Origin of the sequence: Chitinasiproducens palmae (assembly GCF_900095735.1) — a bacterium.
Taxonomy (GTDB): Bacteria; Pseudomonadota; Gammaproteobacteria; order Burkholderiales; family Burkholderiaceae; genus Chitinasiproducens; species Chitinasiproducens palmae.
The window spans coordinates 82,408-106,235 of record NZ_FNLO01000006.1 but is presented as its reverse complement, the minus strand read 5'-3'; the positions used below and the strand labels follow the sequence as shown (position 1 = coordinate 106,235).

Annotated in this window: 19 protein-coding genes; 7 read left to right on the top strand and 12 right to left on the bottom strand. The window is 65.7% G+C overall.

All coding sequences use genetic code 11. The annotated features are described in order from the left end of the window. Positions 1-479 precede the first annotated feature (479 nt). Entirely contained in the window at positions 480-1,334 is an 855-nt protein-coding gene (locus BLU54_RS11395) for a class II aldolase/adducin family protein (RefSeq protein ID WP_091908207.1), read from the top strand. Between the two features lie 118 nt (positions 1,335-1,452). Continuing rightward, complete coding sequence (locus BLU54_RS11390; RefSeq protein WP_235837908.1) at positions 1,453-2,763, top strand: MFS transporter; 1,311 nt, start codon at positions 1,453-1,455, stop codon at positions 2,761-2,763. 297 nt (positions 2,764-3,060) lie between these two features. Here the strand turns inward: BLU54_RS11390 and BLU54_RS11385 are convergent, their stop codons facing one another. The 7 genes from BLU54_RS11385 to ggt all read right to left on the bottom strand — a co-directional run bounded on the left by BLU54_RS11385 (position 3,061) and on the right by ggt (position 11,704). Next, positions 3,061-4,038: an ABC transporter ATP-binding protein gene (locus BLU54_RS11385; protein ID WP_235837926.1), complete on the bottom strand. Its 978-nt coding sequence runs from the start codon at positions 4,036-4,038 to the stop codon at positions 3,061-3,063. Between the two features lie 80 nt (positions 4,039-4,118). Further along, positions 4,119-5,132 (bottom strand): ABC transporter ATP-binding protein, encoded by a 1,014-nt coding sequence (locus tag BLU54_RS11380; RefSeq protein WP_235837907.1) that lies wholly within the window; start codon positions 5,130-5,132, stop codon positions 4,119-4,121. Continuing rightward, positions 5,129-6,055, bottom strand: coding sequence for an ABC transporter permease (locus tag BLU54_RS11375; protein ID WP_091908200.1), 927 nt, complete (start codon positions 6,053-6,055; stop codon positions 5,129-5,131). The genes BLU54_RS11380 and BLU54_RS11375 overlap by 4 nt, the downstream gene beginning before the upstream one ends. A 3-nt stretch (positions 6,056-6,058) precedes the next feature. Beyond that, on the bottom strand, positions 6,059-7,036 hold the full coding sequence (locus BLU54_RS11370; RefSeq protein WP_091908198.1) for an ABC transporter permease: 978 nt from the start codon (positions 7,034-7,036) through the stop codon (positions 6,059-6,061). Then, complete coding sequence (locus tag BLU54_RS11365) at positions 7,033-8,421, bottom strand: dipeptidase (protein WP_091908196.1); 1,389 nt, start codon at positions 8,419-8,421, stop codon at positions 7,033-7,035. Before BLU54_RS11365 ends, BLU54_RS11370 begins: the two co-directional genes overlap by 4 nt. Next, positions 8,418-10,019, bottom strand: a complete 1,602-nt coding sequence (locus tag BLU54_RS11360; protein ID WP_091908540.1) for an ABC transporter substrate-binding protein — start codon at positions 10,017-10,019, stop codon at positions 8,418-8,420. Before BLU54_RS11360 ends, BLU54_RS11365 begins: the two co-directional genes overlap by 4 nt. A 29-nt stretch (positions 10,020-10,048) precedes the next feature. Beyond that, the gene (ggt, locus tag BLU54_RS11355; RefSeq protein ID WP_235837906.1) at positions 10,049-11,704 is read right to left on the bottom strand and encodes a gamma-glutamyltransferase; all 1,656 of its coding nucleotides are present in this window, start codon (positions 11,702-11,704) and stop codon (positions 10,049-10,051) included. Positions 11,705-11,816: 112 nt separating this feature from the next. Here ggt and BLU54_RS11350 point away from each other — a divergent pair, with 112 nt between their 5' ends. Beyond that, positions 11,817-12,734: a LysR substrate-binding domain-containing protein gene (locus BLU54_RS11350; protein WP_091908194.1), complete on the top strand. Its 918-nt coding sequence runs from the start codon at positions 11,817-11,819 to the stop codon at positions 12,732-12,734. Positions 12,735-12,965: 231 nt separating this feature from the next. Here BLU54_RS11350 and BLU54_RS11345 read toward each other — a convergent pair whose 3' ends face one another. The 3 genes from BLU54_RS11345 to BLU54_RS11335 form a co-directional block, all read right to left on the bottom strand. Further along, positions 12,966-13,268 carry an AtuA-related protein gene (locus tag BLU54_RS11345; protein ID WP_091908537.1) on the bottom strand — a complete coding sequence of 101 codons (303 nt, stop codon included), beginning with the start codon at positions 13,266-13,268 and terminating at the stop codon, positions 12,966-12,968. Position 13,269: 1 nt separating this feature from the next. Then, positions 13,270-14,652, bottom strand: a complete 1,383-nt coding sequence (locus tag BLU54_RS11340; protein ID WP_091908191.1) for an acyclic terpene utilization AtuA family protein — start codon at positions 14,650-14,652, stop codon at positions 13,270-13,272. An 84-nt stretch (positions 14,653-14,736) separates the two neighbouring features. Further along, positions 14,737-16,041 carry a CitMHS family transporter gene (locus tag BLU54_RS11335; RefSeq protein WP_091908188.1) on the bottom strand — a complete coding sequence of 435 codons (1,305 nt, stop codon included), beginning with the start codon at positions 16,039-16,041 and terminating at the stop codon, positions 14,737-14,739. A 98-nt stretch (positions 16,042-16,139) separates the two neighbouring features. On the opposite strand from BLU54_RS11335, the gene BLU54_RS11330 reads away from it, so the two are divergent. Continuing rightward, on the top strand, positions 16,140-17,042 hold the full coding sequence (locus BLU54_RS11330; RefSeq protein ID WP_091908186.1) for a LysR family transcriptional regulator: 903 nt from the start codon (positions 16,140-16,142) through the stop codon (positions 17,040-17,042). 122 nt (positions 17,043-17,164) lie between these two features. Continuing rightward, entirely contained in the window at positions 17,165-17,374 is a 210-nt protein-coding gene (locus BLU54_RS11325; RefSeq protein WP_091908184.1) for a DUF3820 family protein, read from the top strand. A gap of 236 nt (positions 17,375-17,610) precedes the next feature. Here the strand turns inward: BLU54_RS11325 and BLU54_RS11320 are convergent, their stop codons facing one another. Further along, on the bottom strand, positions 17,611-18,498 hold the full coding sequence (locus tag BLU54_RS11320; RefSeq protein ID WP_091908183.1) for a fumarylacetoacetate hydrolase family protein: 888 nt from the start codon (positions 18,496-18,498) through the stop codon (positions 17,611-17,613). A 490-nt stretch (positions 18,499-18,988) separates the two neighbouring features. On the opposite strand from BLU54_RS11320, the gene BLU54_RS11315 reads away from it, so the two are divergent. Next, positions 18,989-20,341, top strand: coding sequence for an MFS transporter (locus tag BLU54_RS11315; RefSeq protein ID WP_091908181.1), 1,353 nt, complete (start codon positions 18,989-18,991; stop codon positions 20,339-20,341). A gap of 26 nt (positions 20,342-20,367) precedes the next feature. Next, positions 20,368-20,985 (top strand): carboxymuconolactone decarboxylase family protein, encoded by a 618-nt coding sequence (locus tag BLU54_RS11310; RefSeq protein ID WP_091908179.1) that lies wholly within the window; start codon positions 20,368-20,370, stop codon positions 20,983-20,985. Between the two features lie 130 nt (positions 20,986-21,115). Here BLU54_RS11310 and BLU54_RS11305 read toward each other — a convergent pair whose 3' ends face one another. Next, a complete protein-coding gene (locus BLU54_RS11305; protein WP_091908177.1) occupies positions 21,116-23,416 on the bottom strand; it encodes a TonB-dependent hemoglobin/transferrin/lactoferrin family receptor in 2,301 nt (766 codons plus the stop codon). Between the last annotated feature and the right edge of the window lie 412 nt (positions 23,417-23,828).

The window sequence follows — 23,828 nt, the reverse complement described above, 5'->3', positions numbered from 1 at the left end:
AGCTGGGCGACGGGACGGCGTCCTACGCGGGCGTGGGCGGGGCCGATGGCACGGCGCGCCAGGTGGTCGACAAGACGCGGTGCGCTGCCGGCCCATGCCAGTGCGGTCGGCGGCGGCAGCGGCGCGAGCAGCCCTCGGCAGGCCGCACCGGCAGGGACCCGACGTGTGTCGACACGACTGACGTCATGATGACGGCGAACCGGCGAGTCGCCGGAGCGCCAGGCTTCCTATCGATGGTCGGTTGCCGATTCGTCAAGCCGCTCATCTGCTAAGCACTACTTGGAATAGGCATGCCAGGCCTGACCGTACCTTTCTTACCTGCATTTTCGAGTCTTTTTACCGTTTTCTTCGCTTCCGGAGGATCAATGCACTGCCCCATTCGGCCCGACCGATGCTGACGGCGCGTCTGGTGCCGCCTCGGGAGGCGTCTTCAAGTGCGCTCGTTTCACGTGGTTCCCTATCAATCGAAGGAGTCTTTCATGTCAACAGTTGCCGAGCCGCAAGCAGAAGTCCAGGCCGCGCCCATCGTCAAAGCGGGAAAGGTGTCGATCTACGAACCGGAGCAGGACGGGCTGATTTTTCCGCGACAACCCGACTTTGCCAACTTCGCCGAGCATCGCAGATATCTGAAGGAACGCTTGGTGGCCGCCTGCCGCGCTTTCGCGCTGCAGGGCTATGACTATGGCTTTGCAGGGCATTTGACCGTACGCGATCCAGAGAACCCAGGTTTGTATTGGACGAATCCGATGGCGGTGCATTTTTCGCAGGTCAAGCTGTCGAATCTCATCTGTGCCGATCACAACGGTACGGTGGTCGAAGGCGAGTACGCGATCAACCGCGCCGGCTTCGTCCTGCACGCGGCCGTGCACCAACAGCACCCGGACATCGTCGCGATGTGTCACGCGCATACGACATATGGCACCGCCTTCGCTTCTCTGGGCCGCCCGCTCGCGCCGATCTCGCAGGATGCGGCCGCGTTCTTCGAGGACCACGTCGTCATTGGCGACGAGGCTGGCAAGGTCGCCGTCGAAGTGAAGGGCGGCAACAAGGTCGCGAACGCTTTCAAAGGTGTGAAGGCAGCGATTCATCAGAATCATGGCCTTCTCACCGCAAGCCGGCACAGCATCGATTCGGCGGCGTTCTGGTTCATCGCCCTCGAGCGCTGCTGCCAGCAGCAATTGATGATTGAAGCCACCGGTCTCACGCCGAGGGAAGTGACGCCGGAACGGGCGCGCTACAGCCGCGAGCACGTCGGCAGCGACTATATCGGCTGGCTGCATTTTCAGACCATCTGGAACGACCTGGTCGTGAGCCAGACAGACATGTTCGACTGAGACGCTCCGTTGTGCCAACCCGCGTACGTCGCTTGCCAGCGAGTCGCGGGTAAAACCGGCGAAAGAATGCCCGAAAAAGGGCACGCGCCGATACATGCAGGTCCCCAGGAGACAAAACGTGAGTTCTCACATCCCTGCCACCTATGTGGAAGGCGCGGACACGCCGGTTTTCACCAAAGCGGCGTGGCGCCTGATTCCCTTCCTGTTCGTTTGCTATCTGTTCGCGTACCTTGACCGGATCAACGTCGCATTCGCGAAACTGCAGATGCTCAGCGATCTCGGCTTCAGCGAAGCGGTGTACGGCTTCGGTGCGAGCGTGTTCTTCGTCGGGTATCTGCTCTTCGAAGTGCCGAGCAACCTGTTGCTGCTTCGGGTCGGTCCGCGCCGTTGGATTGCGAGAATCATGGTCACCTGGGGGCTGATCTCGGCCGCGATGATGTTCGTGTCGACGCCGACGATGTTCTATGTCATGCGTTTCTTCCTGGGCGTCGCGGAGGCGGGCTTTTTTCCAGCCATCGTTCTGTACCTGACGATGTGGTTTCCCGCGTCGCGACGTTCGAAGGTAACCGCGTTGTTCATGACCGGGATTCCGATGTCCGGCGTGCTCGGCGGCCCGATCTCCGGATGGATCATGACGGCGATGAATGGGTCGCATGGTTTCGCGGGCTGGCAGTGGCTGTTTCTGATGGAGGGCGTTCCGACCGCAGTGCTCGGCTTGGTGGCGTTCTTCTACCTCGATGATCGGGTCGCCGACGCGAAGTGGTTGACCGAACCGCAGAAGGCAACGATCGAAAGCGCGCTCCGGCGCGAGCAACCGGAGAATGGTCTGCACTCGACGAGGGATGGCTTGATCAACCCGAAAGTGTTGCTGGTCAGCGGCATCTATTTCTTCTACACGATGGGCTTGTACGGCGTCAGCTTCTGGCTGCCCACGCTCATCAAGTCGAGTGGGGTTGCCGACCCGCTCCACGTCGGTCTGTTGACCGCGATCCCCTATGCGGCGGGTGCCGTGGCCATGGTGCTGGTCAGCCATAGTTCGGACCGCACCGGGGAACGACGATGGCATCTGATCGTCCCCGGGCTGGTTGCGGCGGCGGGTTTGACGATGAGTGTCTGGTTCGCGAATTCGACCTTGCTGGCGATGATCGCGTTGACGATAGGCACGATGGGCGTGATGACCACCATCTCTCAATTCTGGGTGATCCCGCCCGCGTTCCTGGGTGGCGCCGCCGCTGCCGCGGGGCTGGCGTTGGCCAATTCGGTGGGCAGCATTTCTGGCGTGGTCAGCCCCGCACTCATCGGGCTCGTCAAGGAGGCAACCGGTTCGGCGGGCTCCGGCGTGCTGGCGCTCTCGGTCAGCCTGGTGGTGGGCGGTGCGCTGGTGCTCTCTGTGCCGAAAGCGCTGGTGAACAGCCGACGGCGGCCCTAGGCCCTGGCTGGCGCGGTCGAACGCCGGCTTGAGCGAACGCCGGCTTGAGCGAACGCGTCGGGCGCTGCTGCCAGGGGGCTTGGGCGGCGTGTCGCCGAACCATATCGTGTACGGCGTAGATTCGTCGACGCGGCCGTGTGCCGAGCCATGCGGCGTCTGCCCTCGCGCTGGCGCGCTGGACGCGCGGTGGCACCCGATAGTGCCGGCGCCGGCGCCGGCGCGAGAGCGATTCGAAAGCATTTGTCGGCAACGCTTCCGCCACCGGCGCGGCCGGCCGTGACGGCTGTGCGGCCTGCGTCAACTTCCCTGGTCGTTCAAGTGACAGGCGCTCCAGTGTCCGGCCTGTACTTCCTTGAGAAGCGGCTTCTCCGTCCTGCACCGGGCAAACGCGAATGGGCATCGAGGATGGAAATGGCAGCCGCTGGGCGGTGCCAACGGACTGGGCAAGTCGCCCTGCACCAGTGGGAAGGTACGGTTCTTGGTGTCGATGCGCGGCATTTCCTCCAGAAGCAGCCGCGTATACGGATGATTGGCATGAGAGAAGATCTCATGCGCCGGTGCTTCCTCGATCACCCGGCCGAGATACATGATGGCGACGTCATCCGACAGATGGCGCACGATGCCAAGATCATGGCTGATAAAAAGGTACGTCAGGTCAAGGCGCTCACGAAGTGACATGAAAAGATTGACGATCTGCGCCTGAATCGACACGTCGAGCGCCGCCACCGCTTCGTCACAAATCAGCACGTCCGGCTTGACCGCGAGCGCGCGTGCAATGCCGATGCGCTGGCGCTGGCCGCCGGAGAACTGATGCGGATAGCGATCCTTCAATGATGGATCGAGACCGGCACGTCTGAGTTGCTCATCGACATACGGTGCCACCGGGCCATCGATCAGGCCGTGCTGGCGCGGTGCCTCGCCGACGATATCGCTGACGCGCATTCGCGGGTTGAGCGCGGCGAAGGGGTTCTGGAACACCATCTGCGTGCGCAGCCGGCCGCGTCGGCGTTGCTTGGCCGACATGTGCGCGACATCCTCGCCGTGCCACATCAGTCGGCCGGACGAGACAGGCAGAATGCCCGCCGCGATGCGGCCGAGCGTCGACTTGCCGCAACCTGATTCGCCGACCAGTCCGAGCACGCGACCCTTGCGAAGCGCAAGGCTGACGCCCTGCACCGCATGCACGGCGGGCGCGGGCCGAGCCAGCCCCAGTTTCGTGACACCTTTTTCGATCAGCCCCAATCGGGGCGCGAACACCTTGCTGACGTCCTGCATTTCGACGATCGGTACCTCGGCGCGCCGCGCGCCGCAAGCGGCAGCGGCTTGCAGATCGGATCCGGCCTCGCTGGTCGTATTCATCGCAGCGCCTCGTGCGCGGCCACCGGATGGCAGCATCGGTGCGAATGCGTGCCATGGGTCCGCAACGGCTGTGCCGCGGCACATTGCGCATCCGCCGCGTCACAACGGGTCCGGAATGCGCAGCCCGTCGGTAGCGCGAGTAGGCTCGGCGTGATTCCGTCGATCTGCCTGAGCCGCTCTCCCGGGCGATTGCGGCTCGGGACCGACTCGATCAGTCCAACCGTGTAGCGGTGACGCGGTGCATTCAGCACATCCTCGGCCTTGCCATACTCGACAATCCGTCCCGCGTACATCACCGCGACGTCGTCGGCGAGGCGCGATACCACGGAAAGATCATGCGTGATCCAGATCAGCGTCATGCCAAGCTCCCGCACCAGCCGTTGCACCTGCGCAATGATCTGAGCCTGTATCGTCACGTCGAGCGCGGTCGTCGGCTCGTCGGCGATGATCAGCTCGGGACGATGCAACAACGCGATCGCGATGGCGACGCGCTGCCGCATGCCGCCGGACAATTGATGCGGGTAGGCGGAAAGCCGTTCCGCCGGGCTGGGAATGCCGACGGCGGCCAACGCAGCCGTCGAACGCTCGCGTGCTTGTGCCTTCGATACCTGGTCGTGCGCCAGGATCGCTTCGATCATCTGCGTGCCAACCTTCAGAACCGGGTTGAGCGTCATCATCGGGTCCTGGAAGATCATCGCGATGCGCTTGCCGCGCAGACGTCGCATCGACTCTCGATCGAGCGTGGTCAGATCGCGACCGCCGAACAGAATCGATCCTTCGACTACGCGGCCGGGCGGCTCGAGTTGTCCCATGATCGAAAAGCCGGTGACGGATTTGCCCGAGCCCGATTCGCCGACCAGCCCCAGCACGCGGCCACGCGTCAGCGAGAACGAGACCTCGTCGACCGCCTTCACTTCTCCCGCGCGCGTCGGAAACCAGGTCTTCAGCCCCCGCACGTCGAGTACCACGTCGCTGCGCGGAGGGGCGTGTTGATCGATGATGTCTGTCACTCCTGACCTCGCGGATTGAGCACGTCGCGCAACTGGTCGCCGATCAGATTGATCGACACGATCACCAGCAGCAGCGCGATGCCGGGGAAGAAGCTGATCCAATACTCTCCCGAAAGCATGTATTGATAGCCGTTTGCGATCAGCAGTCCCAGGCTCGGTTCGGTGACCGGCACGCCGACGCCGAGAAACGACAGCGTCGCCTCGAGCGCGATCGCACGCGCCACCTGCACGGTAGCAATCACGATCAGCGGCGGCAGGCAGTTCGGCAGCAAGTGGCGGAAAATGATCTTCGCCGACGGGATGGCCAGCGCTTCCGCGGCTTCCACATACTCCTTGTGTCGCTCGACCAGCGCCGCGCCGCGGGCAGTGCGGGCGTACGCGGCCCACTCGGCGATGACCAGCGCGATCACGACATTGACGACCCCTTTGCCGAGGAAGGCGAGAATCATCAGCGCGATCAGGATTGTCGGAAACGACAGTTGGAGATCGACCAGGCGCATGATGACCGAATCCACGCGCCTGCCGAAATACGCGGCGGTCAAACCGAGGGACGAGCCGATCAGCGCCCCGATGAACGCGGACACGAGCCCGACGCTCAGCGAGATCCGCAAACCGTAGAAGATGCCGGAGAGGATGTCACGACCTTGATCGTCCGTTCCGAGCCAGTAGGTCAGCGCGCCCGAGCTCGCCTTCGTGAGCGGTTTCATCCGTCCGTCAAGGACGTCGAGCTGAGCGAGGTCGTACGGGTTCTGTGCCGCAAGGAGCGGCGCGAAAACCGCGATCAACGCAATGGCGACGAACAACACGAGGCCGGCAACCGCGAGCTTCGAGCCGGTAAAGGCGCGATAGAAGCGACGCCATGGCGTTTCCGGCGCGCCGAGCGCACGCTGCGAGTCCGACACCGGGCTGATAGCGGGTTCCATGGGTCAGTTGCCTCGGCCTTCGAGCCGCACGCGTGGGTCCAGTGCGGTGTACAACAGATCGACGATGAGATTGATCGTGACGAAGAAGGCAACCACGATGATCAGGTAGGCGACGATCAATGGCCGGTCCAGTTGATTGATGCTGTCGATGATCAGCTTGCCCATGCCGGGCCAGCCAAAGATGCTTTCGGTCACCACCGAGAACGCGATCACGGAACCAAACTCGAGCCCGATCACCGTCACTACCGGAATCATGATGTTCTTCAGCACGTGCACGCCGATCACGCGCGTTTCCGTCAAACCTTTCGCGCGCGCGAACTTGATGAACTCCTGCGGCATCGTTTCGCGTACGCCAGCGCGAACGAGTCGGATCATCAGCGAGATCTGGAACAACGCCAGATTGACCGACGGCAGCAGCAGATGGTGCAGGCCGTCCCACGTCAGAAACGACCATTGGACGCCGAACAGCAGGCTGGTCTGGCCACGTCCGCTGGCCGGCAGCCAGCCCAGCTGAACGGAGAACACCATGATCAGCAGCAGTCCAACCCAGAACGTCGGCAGCGAAAAGCCCAGAATCGAGCCGCCCATGATCGTGCGTGCCATCGTCGATCGGGGCCTGAGGCCGGCATACAGGCCGAGTGGGATTCCGATGACGACGGCAAGCAAGGTCGCGCTTACCGCGAGTTCGAGCGTCGCCGGCATGCGTTCGAGAATGACGTGCATGGCCGGTTGTCCGAACACGAAGCTGCGCCCGAAATCGCCATGCAGCGCGGCTGCGGCAAAGGCCAGGTACTGGCGCCCGATCGGCTGGTCGAGGCCGAACTGGTGAATCAGTGCCAGCCGTTCTGCCTGCGTCGCGTCGGGCGGCACGAGAACCTGTACCGGGTCGCCGATGACGTTGACACCGACGAACACGATCGCCGACATCGCGATCACGACGAACAGCGCCTGTACGACGCGCCGGCCGATCCACGAAATCATCGGGGGGCCGTCCCGCGCAGTTCACGCAACAGCAGGGTCCAACCCTTGAGACCGAGACCGATCGATTCCATTCGAAAGAATTCGTCGGGCGCGTGCACCGGTTCGTCCGGCAGGTTGTAGCCGAACATCAGTGTGCCAATGCCTAGCATTTCCTGAAAGATTGCGGTGATCGGAACGCTCGCGCCCAGGCGCACGTGGATCGCGCGTTGTCCCATCTGCGTCAGCAGGACACGTTCGGCGGCCGCGACCATGGGGCTGTCGGCGGCCAGTGTCGAGGCGGGGGATGCACCGCCGATGTGATCGATGGTGAGCGTGACGCCGGAGGGGCAGTGGTGCTCGAGGTGCTGTCTAACGGCACCGATCACGCGATCCGGGTCTTGTCCAGCGACGACCCGTACCGACAGCTTGGCGTGCGCTTTAGCTGGAATCACGGTCTTGGAACCGCTGCCGGTGTAGCCGCCCCACATGCCGTTGACGTCGAGCGCCGGACGCAAGGTAATCCGCTCCCGGGTCGTGTAGCCGGTTTCGCCTGCAGGACTTGCCCCGACGTCCTCGAAGAAGGCGTTCTCGTCGAACGGGAAGGCCGCCGTGTCCTCCCGCTGACGACCGGTCAGCGGCAGGGCGTCGATGTCGAAATCGCGCACGGCCACGTTCCCTGCGTCGTCGTGCAGCGTCGCGACGAGGCGCGCCATCTCGTGCAGCGCATTGCGCACCGCACCGCCGTAGCGGCCCGAGTGCAGGTCTGTCGAAGCTGTACAGAGGCTGAACTCCAGCTTGGCATTGCCGCGGGCGCCGGTGTTGACCGTTGCCACGGTGCGGCTGGCCCGCCCGCCGTCCGCGGACAGTACGCCGTCGCTACGCAGCAGGTCGCGGTATTTGGCCACGATCGCACGCAGCGATGGGCTGCCGGTTTCCTCTTCGCCTTCCAGGAAGATCTTGATGTTGACCGGACAGGCGCCCTCGGTCGCCAGAAACTGCCCGACGGTCTCGATGGCGATCGTCGTCGACCCCTTGACGTCCGACGCGCCGCGCGCGAACAGGCAGCCGTCGCGCACGGTCGGTTCGAATGGCGGCGAGGTCCAGGCATCAATCGGGTCGGCCGGCTGCACATCGTAGTGGCCGTAGATCATGTAGGTCGGCTGGCCCGGTGCGTGCAACCACTCGCCGTAAACGGCTGGCTCGCCGCCGCCGTCGAGCAGTTGCACGTTCTCCAAGCCGAATGACTCGAGCCGGCTGACGAGCAGGGCCCTGGCCTGCTGCATGGCGCCCGCGCACGCCGGATCGGCGCCCACCGTCGGAATGCGCAGCAAGGCGTTCAGCCGTTCGACGATTTCCCCTTCACGCGCCAGCAGCGCATCGATCACCGCGTCGTTGCCCGGCGTCATTTGGCTGCCTCCGGCGCCACGTTGATGGGCAACGTGCGTTCGTCCATGCGGGGTGTCATGACGTAGCCGACACGGGTCGCCCAGAAGTTGCTCATCTGCAGCAACGGGATCATCGCGACGTCTCGCGAGGCCATCTCGACCGCTTCAACCAGCAGCTTTTCGCGCGTGCCGTCGTCCAGCGTCGACATTGCCTTGTCGGTCAGGCTATCCAACTGCGGATTCGAGTAGTTGCCGAAGTTGAACACGCCATGGCCCTTGCTCTTGTCCGGCGTCTCGAGCACGTTCGAAAGCAGATATCCCGCTTCGAGCGTCGGGCTGCCCCAACCCCAGAGGGCCGCCATGTAGTCGTCCCGTTCGCGCTGATAGACGTTCCATGGCCGCGCGTCGACCGTGGTCTGCACGCCGATGCGACTCCACATTTGCGCGACTGCCTGCGCGACACCGGCGTCGTTCGGGTAGCGGTCGTTGGGCGTCTGCAGCGTCAGCTTGAACCCTTGCGGAAAGCCCGCCTCGGCGAGCAGCTTCTTCGCCTCGCCGACGTCGTAGGGCGGCACCTTGACGCTGTTCGCGTAGGAGTACGCACCGGGTGGCAGCCATTGACCGGTTGCGACCGCGGTCTTCTGCATCAACCGATCGGCGATTGCGGTGCGATTGATGCTCTCGGACAGTGCAAGCCGTACACGCCGGTCGAGCATCGGATTCTTTGCGAGCGGCTTTCCGTCCGTGTCGGTCGCCCATTTTGAACCGGTCTTGGCCTTGAAGTTGAGTGCCAGGAAGATGAGCCGCATGCCGGGGATCGACGCGACGTGCACAGCCTTGTTCTTGCTGAGGTTCGGCAGATCGGCCGGCGGTACGTCGTCGATCACGTCGACGCCGCCGGCCAGCAGTGCACTCACGCGCGCCGCCGGATTCGGAATCAGCCGGAACGTGACCGTTTGCCAAGGCTGCTTCGGCCCCCACCAGGCGTCGTTGCGTTCGAGTTCGACGCGATCACCGGGCACGTATTTCACCAGTTTGTACGGCCCGGTGCCGATCGTCTTGCGGCCCGCGTTGTAGTCGTCGGTCGACGCGCCTTCGCCGGCATGACGCGAGACAATCGCCACGAACGCGAGCTGTGCCGGCAGGTTGGGCGCCGGCGCCGGCGTGACCAGTCGCAGCGTCAGATCGTCGACTCGTTCGGCTTTCGCGATATCGCGCAAGAATCCGCTGAAGCCTCCGGGGCTGTTCGGCACGTTGCGCGCCCGGTTGATCGTGAACAGCACGTCGTCGGCCGTGAACGGCTTGCCGTCCGACCATTTGACGTTGGGACGCAGTTTCATTTCCCACACGGTCGGCGTGACCGCTTTCCAGGAGAGCGCGAGCCCGGGCTCCAGGCGCCCGGACGGCGAGCGCTCGGTCAGGCGGTCGAACAGGCAATGCGCAATGACCTGGTTCGGCGTGGCATTGAAGAAGTGCGGGTCGATCGTCGTAACGGCGCCGCCGAGGCCGATATTGAGGCTTCCGGCGGGCGCCGCCTGCACGCCGCTGCTCGCCGACGCGACCAGCGCTGTCGCCACCAGAACGTTTGCGGCCGCTTTCCTGAACCTGCCTGTTTGCATCGAAATCGTCTCCTTGCGGGTTGAGGTGTTCACGCCTTCGGTTCGTGTGCGACTGCCAGTGCGACGCCGTCGCGCTGCGGGTCGGCCGCTCCCGCCAGTCTCCCGGCGAGCCGCGTGATCGCATGCGGCGCGGCGAACGCGAAGCCCATTGGCGAGCGCGTGACCGGGTAGCCATCGGATTCGAGCACATCGGTTACATAGCGAGGGATCCGATTCGATACCTCGATCACATTGCTGGTGACCGATACGCGCGGTGCCGAGACGGCTTCGACGATCGGCATGTCGAAATCGACGACGTTCACGATGCTTTGCGTTAGCGCGGGGTTGATCGCGGTGCCGCCCGGCGCGCCGATTGCGACGACCGGTGCGCCATTCCTGAACAGGATCGTCGGACACTGTGCACTGGTGCGGCTCTTGCCCGGGCTGATCGAGCCCGGCCGGCCGGGCCGTGGGTCGAAGCCGCTGATCAGGCCGTTATAAAGGAAGCCCAGGCCGTCGGTAATGACGCCGGAGTTGGTGCCGAGGGTATGCGTCAATGTGACGGCCATGCCATTGCGGTCGATCACGCAAACCTGGGTGGTGTCCTTCGGCTCGGCACCCGCATCGATTCGTGCGACATTGGCGCGCTCGCCCGCGCGAATCGCGTCGGCGTGCTTGCGCGCGTGCGCTTTGGACGCCAGCATTTCCACTGGGACGTCGACGAACTCGGGGTCGCCGATCAGCGTGTCCTTGTCGATCGTCACCCGCTTCAATGTTTCGGCCAGCGTTGTCAGATAGGCGGGCGTGTTGTGTCCCATGCCGCGCAGATCGAAGCATTCAAGGATGTTCAGGCTCTGGATCAGGGTGAGGCCGGCTGCCGGCGGCGGGAAGCCGGCAATGTCGAAGCCCCGGTAGGTGCTCCAGATCGGCGCCACTTCCCTGACCGCGTAGGTCGCCAGATCGCGACGCGACAGTAGCCCGCCGTGCTTGCGCATGTCGGCGTCGATCTGCTCCGCGATCTCGCCGCGATAGAAGGTGTCGATGCCCGCCCTTGCGATACGTTCCAGCGTGTCGGCGTAGTCGGGATTGACGATCACGTCGCCGAGGCGCTTCGAACTGCCATCTTCCCGGAAATACACCCGCCGCCCGGTGCTCGACAGCTTGAGGCGCTGCGGCGTCTGCATCATCCCGCCCTTTGCCTGTTCGATCGCACAATAGTGGTACATGTGCGGCCGCATGCGGAAACCGTTGCGCGCGTAGCCGATCGCGTCGGCGAGCACATCGGCCAGGTCGAGCGTTCCGAAGCGCCGGAGCGCATGCTCGAGACCGGCCAATGTGCCGGGCGTGCCGATCGACAGATAGCCGGCGTCGTTGAGGTTGCCTTCGACGACGAACGCGTAGCCGTCGCTGGTTTCGCTGATGCGCTTGTCGGCCCAGATGTCGGGCGTGATGGCAAGCGGCGCGCGTGCGCAGAAGTCGATGCACGTGTGTGCGCCGCCATTGGGCTCCGACACCTGCATCGTCCCGTAGCCGGCGATGCCGCTCATGAGGGGATCGACCACGCATTGCGTGAAGGCTGCCGCGACCGCCGCATCCACCGCGTTGCCCCCGCGCTGCAATACCCGCGCGCCGGCCTCGGCAGCTTCGGGCTGTGCCGCGACGATCATCGATGTTGGCACGACAGGTGGATTTCGCACGCGCTTCATATCTGTTAATGGGTAGGAATGGGCGATACTATGCGCATGCAAATAGATCGGCAACGATGTCAAAATACTTTCCGGGTTAACGTGAACCCTCCGACCAGAGCATATTGATCGCATGGAATTCCGACATATCGATGCTTTCCGAGCGCTGATGCTGACCCGCACCACGACCAAGGCCGCGAGTTTGATCGGCGGATCGCAATCGGGAATAAGCCGGCTCTTGTCGGAACTGGAGACGCTGACGAATTTGACGCTCTTCGATCGCCAGCGTGGACGCCTGGTGCCAACGCGCGAGGCCATGCTCCTGTTCGAGGAGGTGCAGCGGCGCTACGCCGGCCTCGACAACCTGCGCGAGTTCGCACTGCAGCTGGCGGCGCCGCGTGCCGCGACGGTGAAGCTCGGAACCAGCTTCAGCTACAGCCTCGGCTTCTCTGGCAGTGTCATTTCGCGCTTCCGCAAGCTGCACGAGGACAGCAAGGTGGTGCTGTCGCTGGGCGCGTCCGACCTGATTCGCGATCGTTTGCTGGCTGGCGCCGTGGATCTTGGTATCGTCGCGGCGGGGCGGGATTTGTCGTCATTCCATTGTTTATGCGACATGACGCAGCGCGCGATCTGCGCAGTGCCGTCGGGACACAGGCTGGCCCGCAACAAGTCGATTGCGCTTGCCGAACTGTTGCGCTATCCGTTCATCGCATACCAGGACGACGACATGATTCGGTGGGGCCTGACGCAGCTGATCGCGCAGCGTTCGAAGGACCTCGATATCGCCGCGGTCGTTCGCTACGGTGTGAATGTGTGCACGATGGTGTCGCGCGGCGTAGGCGTCGGCATCGTGCAGGCAGTGGCGGCGTATGACTACCTGGAGTCGTCCGCAATCGTTTTCCGCCCGTTGGAGGAGCCGATCGATTTCCATGCGTACCTGATGGCACCGTCGACTGTCGGGCTCTCTCCGCTTGCCGAGAGCCTGGCTCGGATGGTGCGGGAAAGCTTCGAAGAGGTGCAGACGCAACTCGAGAGGGCAATCCGGTCGTAAGCGATCGGCCGAATCTCCGCCGCGGTATCCGTCCCGACGCGTTGGCGGTCGGGTGCCACGGGCCACCCGCCGCGGCTTGTCTGGCGGAGCGACAGCGGATTGCAGGCTCCGCCCGGGTCACTGCAAGCGGCGTCGACACGCGCCGGGTGGTCATGTTCGCGGCTGTCGTCCGCTGTCGTCCGCTGTTGGCCGACGCGGTCGGCGGCGTGGTCGCGACGGGGGCGCGTCAGCCTAGGCGATCGGCAAGCCAAGCAATGCCGAGCCGAGCGACTTGCCATGTGCGTCCAAGGCCAGCGAGCGCGTGACGCCGCCCCCGAGCGCTTGCTGCATCACGAAGTTCAACGCGGCGATGTTCGGTAACTCGTAGCGAACCACCTCGCCCTTCACCACGTCGGCGAGGTGCGCCTTCACCCGCGCGGCGGTGACCTGCTCGCAGATTGTCAAATAGTCGGCCGGGTCATGGCAGATCACCGATACGTTGAGCGTATCGCCTTTGTCGCCGGTGCGCGTATGCGCGATCTCGCGAAGTTCCATCTCAGGCTTCTCCTGCTGCATCGTCGAGCGTGACCATTTCGAAACGCGGCTGCACGGCGCTGCGCGGCAGCAGTACCGACTGGACGGCGACGATCGCGCGCGTCTGTTTGCTGGCGCCGCCGCCGCCTGCCGGGCCGTTGGTGTAGAGCGTTTCAACCTCGTTGCCGATGCGTATCGCCTCGGCTTGCGTGGCGGTGCGTCCGGCCACCCGCAGCCGGACTTCATAGGGATGAGCGCCGCTTTCCCGCGCACGGGCCGGGCCATGCAATGCGTCCACGCCGATCAGGTCGAAACGCAGTTCGCTGGTTTCGACACCGGTCAACGCAAGCCGCTCGCGAACGATCTCGCGCGCCAGTTCCGCGCGCGCAACGGCGTTCGGGCCGGCGTAGGAAATCTGTCCTTCGCCCATGAAGCCGTCGCGGTAGGCCACCGACACCTTCAGCGTGTCGGGACGGGCGCGGCCCCGCCCGCCGGTCACACGGACGCGATCGGGCGCGAGCGTCGCGACGCGTACGTCGCTGAAGTCGGCGCTCACGTCCGGTTGCAGGTAGCGCGCTGGATCGTGAATCTCATAAAGCAGTTGTTCCTTGCAGGTCGCCTCGCTGACACGGCCGCCGGCGTGCGCCACCTTGCAGATGACGACCGTACCGTCGGCGCTGACCTCGCCGATCGGGAAACCCAGCCGTGCAAGATCCGGTATGTCCTTGACGCCCGGATCGGCGAAGTAGCCGCCGGTGATCTGGCCGGCGCATTCCAGCAGATGGCCAACCACCGTGCCTTGGCCCAGGCGATCCCAGTCGTCCATCGACCATCCGAAGCGATGGATCAGCGGCGCGAGAAACAGGGCCGGATCGGCGACCCGGCCGGTCAGCACGACATCCGCGCCAGCCGCCAACGCATCGACGATCGGCTGCGCGCCGAGGTAGGCGTTGGCTGCGACCAGCCGATCGTCGAAGGCGGCGACCGGCTGGCCGGACTCCTCGAAGCGCAGGCCGCTGGCGCGCACCTGCGCGAGCACGTCGTCTCCACTCACCGCGGCGATGCGCAGCGCGGGCAGGCCGAGTTCCCGGGCGATCTGCGCGGTGCGGCGCGCCGCGGCGCGCGGATTGGCGGCGCCCATGTTCGAGATGATGCGCACGCCGCGGCGCTGCGCGGTCGGCAAGACTGCCCGCATGCGGGCGTCGAGCAGCGGGTCGTAGCCGTGCGACGGATCGGCCTGCCGGAGTTGCTGGGCCAGCGCGATGGTGCGTTCCGCAAGGCATTCGAAAACGAGGTAGTCGAGTTCGCCATGCTCGGCCAGTTCGACAGCCGGCTCGATGCGATCGCCCGAGTAGCCGGCGCCGGCGCCGATGCGAACGGTGGAGGACGGTAGGGCGTCAGTCATGCGGATGAACTCCTGTGGCTGCGGTGGACGACAGGCTGAACGGCGATGGCGCGTGCAGCGGCGCGCGCGAGTGGCGCGGGCCGATCACAGCGGGAAGACGCCCAGGACGACCGCGGCGACTGTCATGACCAACGACGCGCCAAACAGCAGTGGGAAAGTGAAACGTTGATGGTCGGCCAGGTCGATGCCGGTCGGTCCGACCACCAGGAACGTCGCTGGAGTGAGAGGGCTCACCGGAAAGCCGGTGGTCATCTGGCCCAACAGGGCCGCCTGACCGACGTGCAGCGCAGGCACGCCGAGCTGGCCGGCCACTTCGGCAATCACCGGCAGCACGCCGAAATAGAAGGAGTCCGGGTCGAACAGCATGCTGAGCGGCATCGACAGCACGCCCAGCACGACCGGGATGTGTCCCGCCATCGACGGCGGCACGAAGCCGACGGCCGCCTGCGCCATGGCCTTGAGCATGCCGCTGCCCTGCATGATGCCGGTGAACACGCCAGCGGCCAGCAGGATGCCGGCCATCATCAGCGCGGCGCGCGCGTGCGCATCGATGCGGCGCCGCTGCATCTCCATATTCGGATAATTCACCATCAGGGCGATGCAGAGGCCTACCATGAACATCATGGCCGGCGGCACCTTCTCCCCCATCACGACCATGGTGCCCAGCACCACTACGGTGAGAATGATGTTGAACCAGAAGTTGCGCGGGCGGCGCAGCGCCTTTTCGTCATCGCTCAGGACACGCTGCGGCAACGGTGCGCCGCTGACCAGGCCAGCGGTGCCCAGACGCTTTTCCTCGCGGCGGCCCAGCAGATAGGCGACGCTGAAGACGAACACCAGTCCCACCAGCTGCACCGGAATCAGCGGGTTGAACAGCGCGGAGACCGGCAGGTGCAGCGATGCGGACGCGCGGATCATCGGACCCGTCCAGGGCAGGAAGTTGATGCCCGCGGCCAGCGACACGGCGGCCGCGAGCACGCGCCGGTCCATGCTGAGGCGGTCGTAGAGCGGCAGCATCGCGGGGATCGTGACGAGGAAGCACACCGCGCCGGAGCCGTCCAGGTGAATCAGCAGGGCCAGCAGCGTGGTGCCCATCACGATCCGGGTCGGCCGGGTGCCCACCGCGCGCAGGATGCGGTCGATGATCGGGTCGAGCGTGCCGGCATCGGTGATCGTGCCGAAATACAGGATCGCGAACACGAACATGCCGACGACCGGAGCCAGGTTGCGCAGGCCATCGATTGCGAACTTGCTCGTCTGAAGTCCGAAGCCGCCCAACAATGCGGCCACGACGGGAACGATGATGAGGGCCACCAGCGGCGACATCCGCTTCGACAGGATGGCCGCCAACAGGGCGACGATCGTGCCCAGGCCGAGCAGTGCGAGCATGCCGAGTCTCCAATCTTGTTATTTAGTACCGGCTAGCGTAAGGTGCGTCGAGCCATACAACAATTGAAATGATTTGATCGCAGCCATCACGAAATCATATGGACCTGACGCTGCGTGATCTGCGTGCCTTCGTCGCCGTGGCCGACACCGCGAGCTTCACCCGGGCCGCTGCCCAACTGCATGTGTCGCAGCCCGCGCTCAGCGTGCAGATCCGTCGGCTGGAGGAAACGGTGGGCGCGCGTCTGCTCGACCGCAACAGCCGCCGCGTTGCATTGAGCGCGCTCGGCCGTGACCTGCTGCCCGCCTTGCGCAAGTCGTTGCGGGACATGGAGCAGGTGCTGCTCGACGCGCGCGCGCTGAGCGGTGGCACGACCGGCACCGTACGGCTGGCCTGTCTGCCGACTTTCGCGGCCAGCGCGCTGCCACGCCTGATCGAACGCTTCGGTGCCGCTCATCCGGGCGTCACCTTCGAGATTCGCGACGCGATCGCGCAGGCAGTGGACGCACAGGTGGTCGACGAGGCGGTCGATATCGGCGTGACCGGCGGTGCATCCGCGCATCCCGCGCTGGAAGTGCTGCATCGCGCGGTCGACCGGCTCGTCGTGGTCTGTCCGGCTGAACATCGACTCGCCGGCAAGGCGCGGGTCACCCTCGCGGATATTGCGCGAGAGACCCTGGTGCTGACCCCGCGTGGCACGAGTGTGCGCGAGGTGGTTGATGCGGCACTTGCTCGATCGCGCCGTCAGCCGCGCGTCAGTTGCGAGCCGACCTACATGATGACTGCCGTGGCGATGGTGCGCGGCGGGCTTGGCATCACGATCCTGCCGGGCAGCGCCCGGGAGGTACGCGCGGAGCCGGAGCTGGTCGTGCGGCAGATCGACGACAGGCAGTTCGCCCGTCCGATCGCCGTCATCAAGAAACGCGGACGAACGCTGCCGCCAGTCGCGCATGCGTTCATCGACGCGCTCGCCACCGCCCTGCGCGAAACCGGCAGGCCATGAGGCAAGCCGAGCGCCATCGCTCGCGGACCGCTGTCGGCGCTTCGGCCCCTGCGGCCCGCTGCGGCCCCCCGCGCTCCCCTGCGCTCCCCTTTCACCCGCTCCCACCCACGCGAGGCGCAACGATGCAGGCCGATGATCTGGAAAGCCTCGTCACCATCACGATGCCTTACGGCAAGTACCAGGGCCGCGTGCTCGCCGATTTGCCGGGCGCTTATCTGGCGTGGTTCGCGCGCACCGGTTTTCCGCGCGGACGGCTCGGCGAGCTGCTGGCCCTGATGCACGAGCTCGACCACAACGACCTGCGGGGCCTGCTCGCGCCGCTGCGGAAGTAAGTCGCCGTGTCGAGCGGCGATGCCGTGCTCGGAGCCGAGCCGTCGGTGGCGGACCGCGGCACATGCCCGGGCGCCGGCGAACCGCATGTGCGGTAAATACGCAAAGCATGCGCCTGCATGCTTGGTTTCGCGGCTACGCCAGGAATGGCGTAGCCGGAGTCGTTGCCGCAGCTGGACGGCGCCGGGCAACGTTGGCACAGCCGGGTCGAGCCGCATGCCGACGGGGCGCGTCGCCCTCAGTCTTCCGCGACCACCGTATTGCGCAGGGTCCCGAGACCCGCGATTGCCACCTCGACCTGGTCGCCGACCTGCATGAAACGCGGCGGCTTGCGCGCGAAGCCGACGCCGGACGGTGTGCCGCTGACGATCACGTCGCCCGCGCGCAGCACAAACGCTTCGCTCAGGTAGGCAATGATCGCCGGCAGGTCGAAGATCATCTGATCGGTATTCGCGGCTTGCAGACGTTCGCCGTTGATGCGCGTTTCGATCGCCAGCCCCTTGCCCAGCAAGGGGACTTCGTCCGCGGTCACCAGCCACGGCCCGAGCGCGCCGCTCGCAGCGAAGTTCTTGCCCATGGTCCACTGCGGGCCGCGCTCGAGTTGATAGTCGCGCACCGAGCCTTCGTTGCAGATCGTATAGGCGGCAATATGGCGTGCGGCGTCGCTCGGGGCGATGCGGCGACCGCCGCTGCCGAGGACGGCCACCATCTCCCCCTCATAGTCGAAGGCATCCGACGCGCGCGGCTTCACCAGCGGGGCGTCGGCACCGACGAAGCTGTCCAGCGTGCGCAGGAAAATCACCGGATGCGCGGGCCGGGCCATCGCGCTTTCGTCTGCATGGTCGGCATAGTTGAGTCCGACGCAGAAGATGCGAGCGGTCGGCGCCACCGGCGGCAGCAGCGTGACGGTGGCGAGATCGACGGTAGCGTGCGACCGCCGCGCGGCATGCGCGATCGCTGCATGCTCCGCGGCGCCGAGGGCCAGCAGCGTCTCCGGCCGCAGCTCGAAGTCGAGATCGAGCGCGGCGGTGTCTAGCCACGCTTCACCGGCTTGCACCGCAACCTCGATGGTGCGCGTTTCCTCGGATGACGCCGACCTGCCGGTCTGGAAAAAGGCGAAGCGCATATGGATTCCTGTCGTGAATGGGCGGGCGGCGGCAGGCGCCGGGGGTGGCGTCATGATACGACCGCGCACGGGCGCTGCGTGATCCATCGACTCAGGGCCGCCTCGGCTTCGGCATGCAATGCGTCGCGAGTTGCGTCGCGCTGTGGCACCCACTAACGCTCCGCCCGCCGCGCTGAAGAGCACGTTCTGGTCGGTGGCCGTCGACGCTCGGCTGCGACTCCGATCCGCATGCCGAGAGGGTCGCTCGAGTGGTCATGCGATCGCAAAGTCCGGATCACGATCGCGTCGGCGCTCGTCGGCAACCTCGGCACCTGTCTTCGAGCTACGAGCTTGCAGGTCAGGTCGATGCGGCTTCGCGCCGCGCGGTCGGCGCCCCTTGCCAGTCCGTCTGCAATGTTAAGCAGAATTCTTCGTTTGGCATCGCGCAGCGCCCATGGTCAACTGCTCGGCTGAGGGTAAACACTGACCCTCCTTATATCGAGATTGACACATGTCGAACCCATCCGCCGCGGCCGCTCCAGCCGCGCCCGCCACCCGAGTCGGGTTGGCGGCCTTCCTCGGCACCACCATCGAGTGGTACGACTTCTACATCTACAGTACCGCGTCGGCGCTGATCTTCAGCCGGGCCTTCTTCCCGGCGTCCACCGACCCGGTCACCGCGCTGCTCGGTTCCTTCGCTGCCTATGGCGTCGGCTTTTTCGCGCGACCGTTGGGCGCGGTGCTCGCCGGGCATTTCGGCGATCGCGTCGGACGCAAGCGCGTGCTGGTGTTTTCGTTGATGCTGATGGGGGTGGCGACAGTCCTGACAGGTCTGCTGCCCACTTATGCGCAGGCGGGGCTCTGGGCAACGGGTTTGCTGGTGGTGCTCCGCCTTCTGCAAGGTGTAGCCACCGGCGCCGAGTGGGGCGGCGCGTCGCTGCTGTCGGTCGAACATGCGCGGCCCCGCTCGCGGGGCCTGCTCGGTTCCTTCACGCAGGTGGGATCGGCGGCGGGTATGTTGCTGGCCTCCGCGACCTTCCTCGGCGTGCGCAGTGCCTTGACCGAGGCGGACTTCGCCGCCTGGGGCTGGCGCCTGCCGTTCCTGTTCAGCGTGGTACTGGTTGCGGTCGGCATCTTCGTGCGCTTGCGGATCGAGGAGCCGGCGCCCTTCCAGGCCGCCAAGGCCGAGGGCAGGATCAGGCGGCTGCCCGTCGCTGACGTGTTCCGGCATCATCGCCGCGCGCTGTTCGTGACGATCGGTCTGCGCTTGGTGCAGCCCGCCATGTACGCGATCGTCACCACCTATGCGATCAGCTATCTCAACCTGAAGCGGGGCGGGGGCGCTTCCTTCGCGTTGAGCGCCGTGATCGTCGGCTCGGCGTGCGCGGTGCTGGTCACGCCGCTGTGGGCCGCCCTGTCGGATCGGATCGGCCGTCGACGGCCCGCCATCTGGGCGGTCGTCGGCATCGGGCTCTTCGTCTGGCCGTTCTTCTGGTTCCTCGAACACGGCGATCTGCGTTGGCTGCCGCTGGTGTTCGCGATCGAACTGGCGGTGTTCGACGCAGCGATCTACGCGCCCGGCGCGGCATGGTTCGCCGAGCAGTTCCCGGTCGAGGTGCGCTACAGTGGCATCTCGCTGGGCTATCAGATCGGCACGCTGCTCTCCGGCGGGCTGACACCGTTTGTCGCGACATGGCTGTTCGCGGCCGGCGACGGTGCGCCATGGCTGATCTGCGCCTACATTTCCGCGCTCGCAGTGTTGAGCCTGCTGGCCGTGTTCGCCGCCGTCGATCCCGCGCGCCAACTCGGCAGACGCACCGATCCCGTCGCGGCCAGCGATGCCGCGCTTGCCGACCCGCGTTGAGCGCAACGAACCAAGGAGGCAGGCCGATGAGCCATCCGCGTAATCACGATCAGGAAGCGCGCATCGTTGGCGCGCTCGAGCGGCAACACCCTGACCCGAAGGCGTTTCGCACGCTGTCCGCGCCGGTGTGGCGCAGCGGCGCGTTGAGCGAGAAGGACAAGCATCTGATCGCGGTCGCCATTGCACAGATCACCCGCTGCGCATTCTGCATCGAGCATCACGCCGCGCTCGCGCGCAAGACGGGCGCAACGCGCGACGAGGCGTTGGCCTTCAGCTATCTGAGCGCCGTGCTCGAAGCGTTGGGCAGTAGCGACGTGTCGATCGAGGCCGGGCAACTGGTTACGGTCGACGAGGCCGCGGTGGCTGGCAAGCCGATTGCCGATGCCCGCCTCGCTTTCGCGCGCCAAGTCTTTGGCAATGACCTGCTGGAACCCGGCCTGCGCTGGCTGGCCGCCGCGGCCATCGCCTACGCACAGTCGAACGAAGCCAACCGGCAACTGTTCCACCGGCAGGCGCTGGCCAACGGGCAACCCGAGGCGGCGCTGGACGAAGCCTACGCGCTGGTCGTGGTGCTGCGCGCCGGCGCCGTCTATGCGCACACGCTGCACGTCGTCGACGCATTCGAGGATGCGCCGGACGCCTGAGCGCTTCCGAGCAGGTTTCGGCACGGCCGCCGCGCGCTGGCAGCCTGCGCGCGCGGCGCAGGCGCTCTCGCACGGACCGCGATGCGCGGCCTGCCCAGAGGCGACGTTCAGGCGTCGCCGGGTCGCGTGCTCAGAAGTCGACCTTCAGGCTCACCGACACGCTCCGTCCCGGCGCCGTGTACGCGCGGGTGACTGCCGACGTCTCGGCAATGCCGCGCACGTCGGACCACGTCCAATACCGCCGATCGAACAGGTTGTCGATGCCGACATAGCCCACGACGTGTTGGCTGAAGCGGTAGCCGGCGTGCAGATCGACCACCATCGAGCTGGGCGGCAGGAAGCAGTCCTGGCCCGCGCAGCTTTTCGCGGTGACGTCCGATGCCCGCTTCGCCGCCTGGAACAGGACGTCGGCTTGCGCGAACCAACGCGTCGACGGTTCGTAGCGCAGGCCTAAGACTGCTGTCAACGGATTGACGGTGTCCAACGGCTGCGCCTTCCCGTCGTCGCTGCGCACCGTGCCGCGCGTGAAGGCCATCGCGGCTTTGAACGTGACGCTGCGTGGCAGCAGCCACTCGACCCGTCCCTCCAATCCGTGCAGCCGGGCGCGCGCGACGTTCACGTTCTGGAAGACCATCGGATCGCCCGGCCGCCCGCTGCCGCGCACCACGCGTTGGCTGATGAAGTCGTGATAATTCCCCGCGAACACCGCTGCCTGGTAGTGCAGCGGACCGGCGCCCGTGCCAAGGCGGCCACGCACGCCGAGTTCGACCGCGTCGCTGGTTTCCGGCTTCAGATGCGGGTTGCCGATCGTCGTGTAGCCGAACAGCGGATTGGCGAAGCTGTTGTTCACCTGATCCGGCGACGGCGCCCGGAAGCCTCGTGCGTATTGCACATACACCATCGCCGTGGGCGCCCATTCGTACTGCACGGTCAGGCGAGGCGAAACGGTGCTGGCGTGCGACGGCACGGCGTCGCCGACGAAGCGCGGATCGCCGGTTGACACATTCAGTCGGTAGACGTCGAAGCGCAGACCGGGCGTCACGGCGAGCGCGCCGTATCGCACGCTATCCTGCAGGAAGGCGCCGAACAGAACATAGTCGGTGTCCGGAAATGCCTTGTTCGGAAATGGCGGCTCGCCGACACCAGGCACAGTGCCGTCACGCAGGTTGGTGATCCTGTCCACGCTGCCGTCGGCACCGTAGACCAGCGTGTGAGCAAGCGCACCGGTAACAAAGCGGCTCTCCGCCAGCACGCTGCCGCCGAGCGTCCGCTCGTCGTAACGCCCAACGCGTGAGCGCGAAGCGGCGCGGCCCCGCGTCTCGAACGCGTATTGCCGCTGCGACGCGTCCTGCAGATACAGCTGCATGTGCGCACGCTGTAGCCAGGGCGTGTCCGGGTCGCGGCGGTCGTAGCGCACGCTGTAGCGATTGCGCTCCAGACGGTCGTTGCCGATGAGCGCGAGCGTTGTCGGCGGCCGTACCGCGGAGAGTACATCGCTGTTCAGCCGGCGCCTGACGGTTTCCGCGGTCAACGTGACCGTGTCCTGTCGCCCAGGCGTCAACACCAACTTGCCGAGAAGGGTCTCTGCATACGTGTCCTGCGGGTTGGGGGCGGTACGCGCGGTACTTGCGGAGTTGTCGTCGCCCTTGTTGCGGCGTTCGTGGCCGCGCCTGCCGTCGGCGATCACCATCGCCTGTATGCGGTCGTTGCCGCCGGCTAGAGAGACGGTTGCGCCGACGCTGCGGTCCAGCGAGTCATAGCCGGCGCCCAATGCCGCATACGACGACTTGCCATGGATCGCGAGCAATTCGGCAGGCGTGCGAGTGACGAAGTTGACTGCGCCAGTCAGTCCGTCGCTACCGTAGAGCGTCGAGGCGGGCCCGCGCAGTACTTCGATGCGCGATAGCGTGGCGATGTCGGCATAGTCGCCGCGCCCGGCCTCGAGCGGTCCGAAGGTAAAGCCGTACGGCAGTCGTACGCCGTCTTCCATCAACAGAACGCGATTGCCTTCGAGTCCACGGATATTGACGCCGGCATTGCCGTCGCGCCCGCCGCCGCCCGCGGCGGAAGCTGGCCGGTAGCTGGCATGGCGCACGCTGACCGACGGCTCGTAGCGCAACGCATTCTTGAGATCCTGCGACTGGTATTGCGCCAGGGTCTCGGCATCGATGACCGAGAGGCTTGCAGGCGTGCGGCTCTCGGGGGTCTCCATGCGGGTTGCGGTGACCGTGACCGGGTCGAGTCGCGCCGAGACCTGCGCAGCCGCGCCGGAACGCCGAGCCAGTGCCGGTTGTACCGTTGCGGTTGTGCTGTCTGGATGGGGCGTTGGCGGTGTTTCGGCGGCAGTGGAAGTGGAAAACGGCAGCGAGGTCAGTGCCGCGAGTGTTGCGAAGGAGAAGCCGTGCCTGGCGTGGAAGCGATTACTAAGCATGACGTAGCAAGTGATGCGTGAGTATCCCGACGCGATGCGAAGTCGCCCCTGGCGTCGGCGCAAGCCTGCACGTTATTGGTAATGAGAATCAGTTTCAATTTTGGGGATGGTTAAATTGTCATTCTGTAACTGCATCGCCGCTGCGCCTCATCCCCGTCCGCGCGCCGTTGGCGCCATTAGGGAGCCGGCCTGACGGCTCGACGGCTCGACTGGCCGACCGCTATGGCGGCATGCCGCGCATCAGTGGGCCGTCAAGCGGCGGGCGAGACGATCGTGCCGCCAGGTCCGACAGGAGGCGACGCGTCGCCGGCCGGACGCTGAATCACGCGAGCGTTGGCCAGCGTCCCGCGGTGTCGGACAGGCGTGGCTCGGTCACGCACCTGGACGCGGGCCGCGAGCCAGCGTCGCGGGG

Coding starts and splice junctions, on each gene's coding strand:
- BLU54_RS11365 (WP_091908196.1), bottom strand. CDS start 8,421: ATGACGCCGGGCAACGACGCGGTGATCGATGCGCTGCTGGCGCGTGAA.
- BLU54_RS11330 (WP_091908186.1), top strand. CDS start 16,140: ATGGACCTGACGCTGCGTGATCTGCGTGCCTTCGTCGCCGTGGCCGAC.
- BLU54_RS11385 (WP_235837926.1), bottom strand. CDS start 4,038: ATGCAGGACGTCAGCAAGGTGTTCGCGCCCCGATTGGGGCTGATCGAA.
- BLU54_RS11315 (WP_091908181.1), top strand. CDS start 18,989: ATGTCGAACCCATCCGCCGCGGCCGCTCCAGCCGCGCCCGCCACCCGA.
- BLU54_RS11370 (WP_091908198.1), bottom strand. CDS start 7,036: ATGATTTCGTGGATCGGCCGGCGCGTCGTACAGGCGCTGTTCGTCGTG.
- BLU54_RS11350 (WP_091908194.1), top strand. CDS start 11,817: ATGGAATTCCGACATATCGATGCTTTCCGAGCGCTGATGCTGACCCGC.
- BLU54_RS11335 (WP_091908188.1), bottom strand. CDS start 16,041: ATGCTCGCACTGCTCGGCCTGGGCACGATCGTCGCCCTGTTGGCGGCC.
- ggt (WP_235837906.1), bottom strand. CDS start 11,704: ATGAAGCGCGTGCGAAATCCACCTGTCGTGCCAACATCGATGATCGTC.
- BLU54_RS11320 (WP_091908183.1), bottom strand. CDS start 18,498: ATGCGCTTCGCCTTTTTCCAGACCGGCAGGTCGGCGTCATCCGAGGAA.
- BLU54_RS11310 (WP_091908179.1), top strand. CDS start 20,368: ATGAGCCATCCGCGTAATCACGATCAGGAAGCGCGCATCGTTGGCGCG.
- BLU54_RS11325 (WP_091908184.1), top strand. CDS start 17,165: ATGCAGGCCGATGATCTGGAAAGCCTCGTCACCATCACGATGCCTTAC.
- BLU54_RS11345 (WP_091908537.1), bottom strand. CDS start 13,268: ATGGAACTTCGCGAGATCGCGCATACGCGCACCGGCGACAAAGGCGAT.
- BLU54_RS11340 (WP_091908191.1), bottom strand. CDS start 14,652: ATGACTGACGCCCTACCGTCCTCCACCGTTCGCATCGGCGCCGGCGCC.
- BLU54_RS11360 (WP_091908540.1), bottom strand. CDS start 10,019: ATGCAAACAGGCAGGTTCAGGAAAGCGGCCGCAAACGTTCTGGTGGCG.
- BLU54_RS11305 (WP_091908177.1), bottom strand. CDS start 23,416: ATGCTTAGTAATCGCTTCCACGCCAGGCACGGCTTCTCCTTCGCAACA.
- BLU54_RS11375 (WP_091908200.1), bottom strand. CDS start 6,055: ATGGAACCCGCTATCAGCCCGGTGTCGGACTCGCAGCGTGCGCTCGGC.
- BLU54_RS11395 (WP_091908207.1), top strand. CDS start 480: ATGTCAACAGTTGCCGAGCCGCAAGCAGAAGTCCAGGCCGCGCCCATC.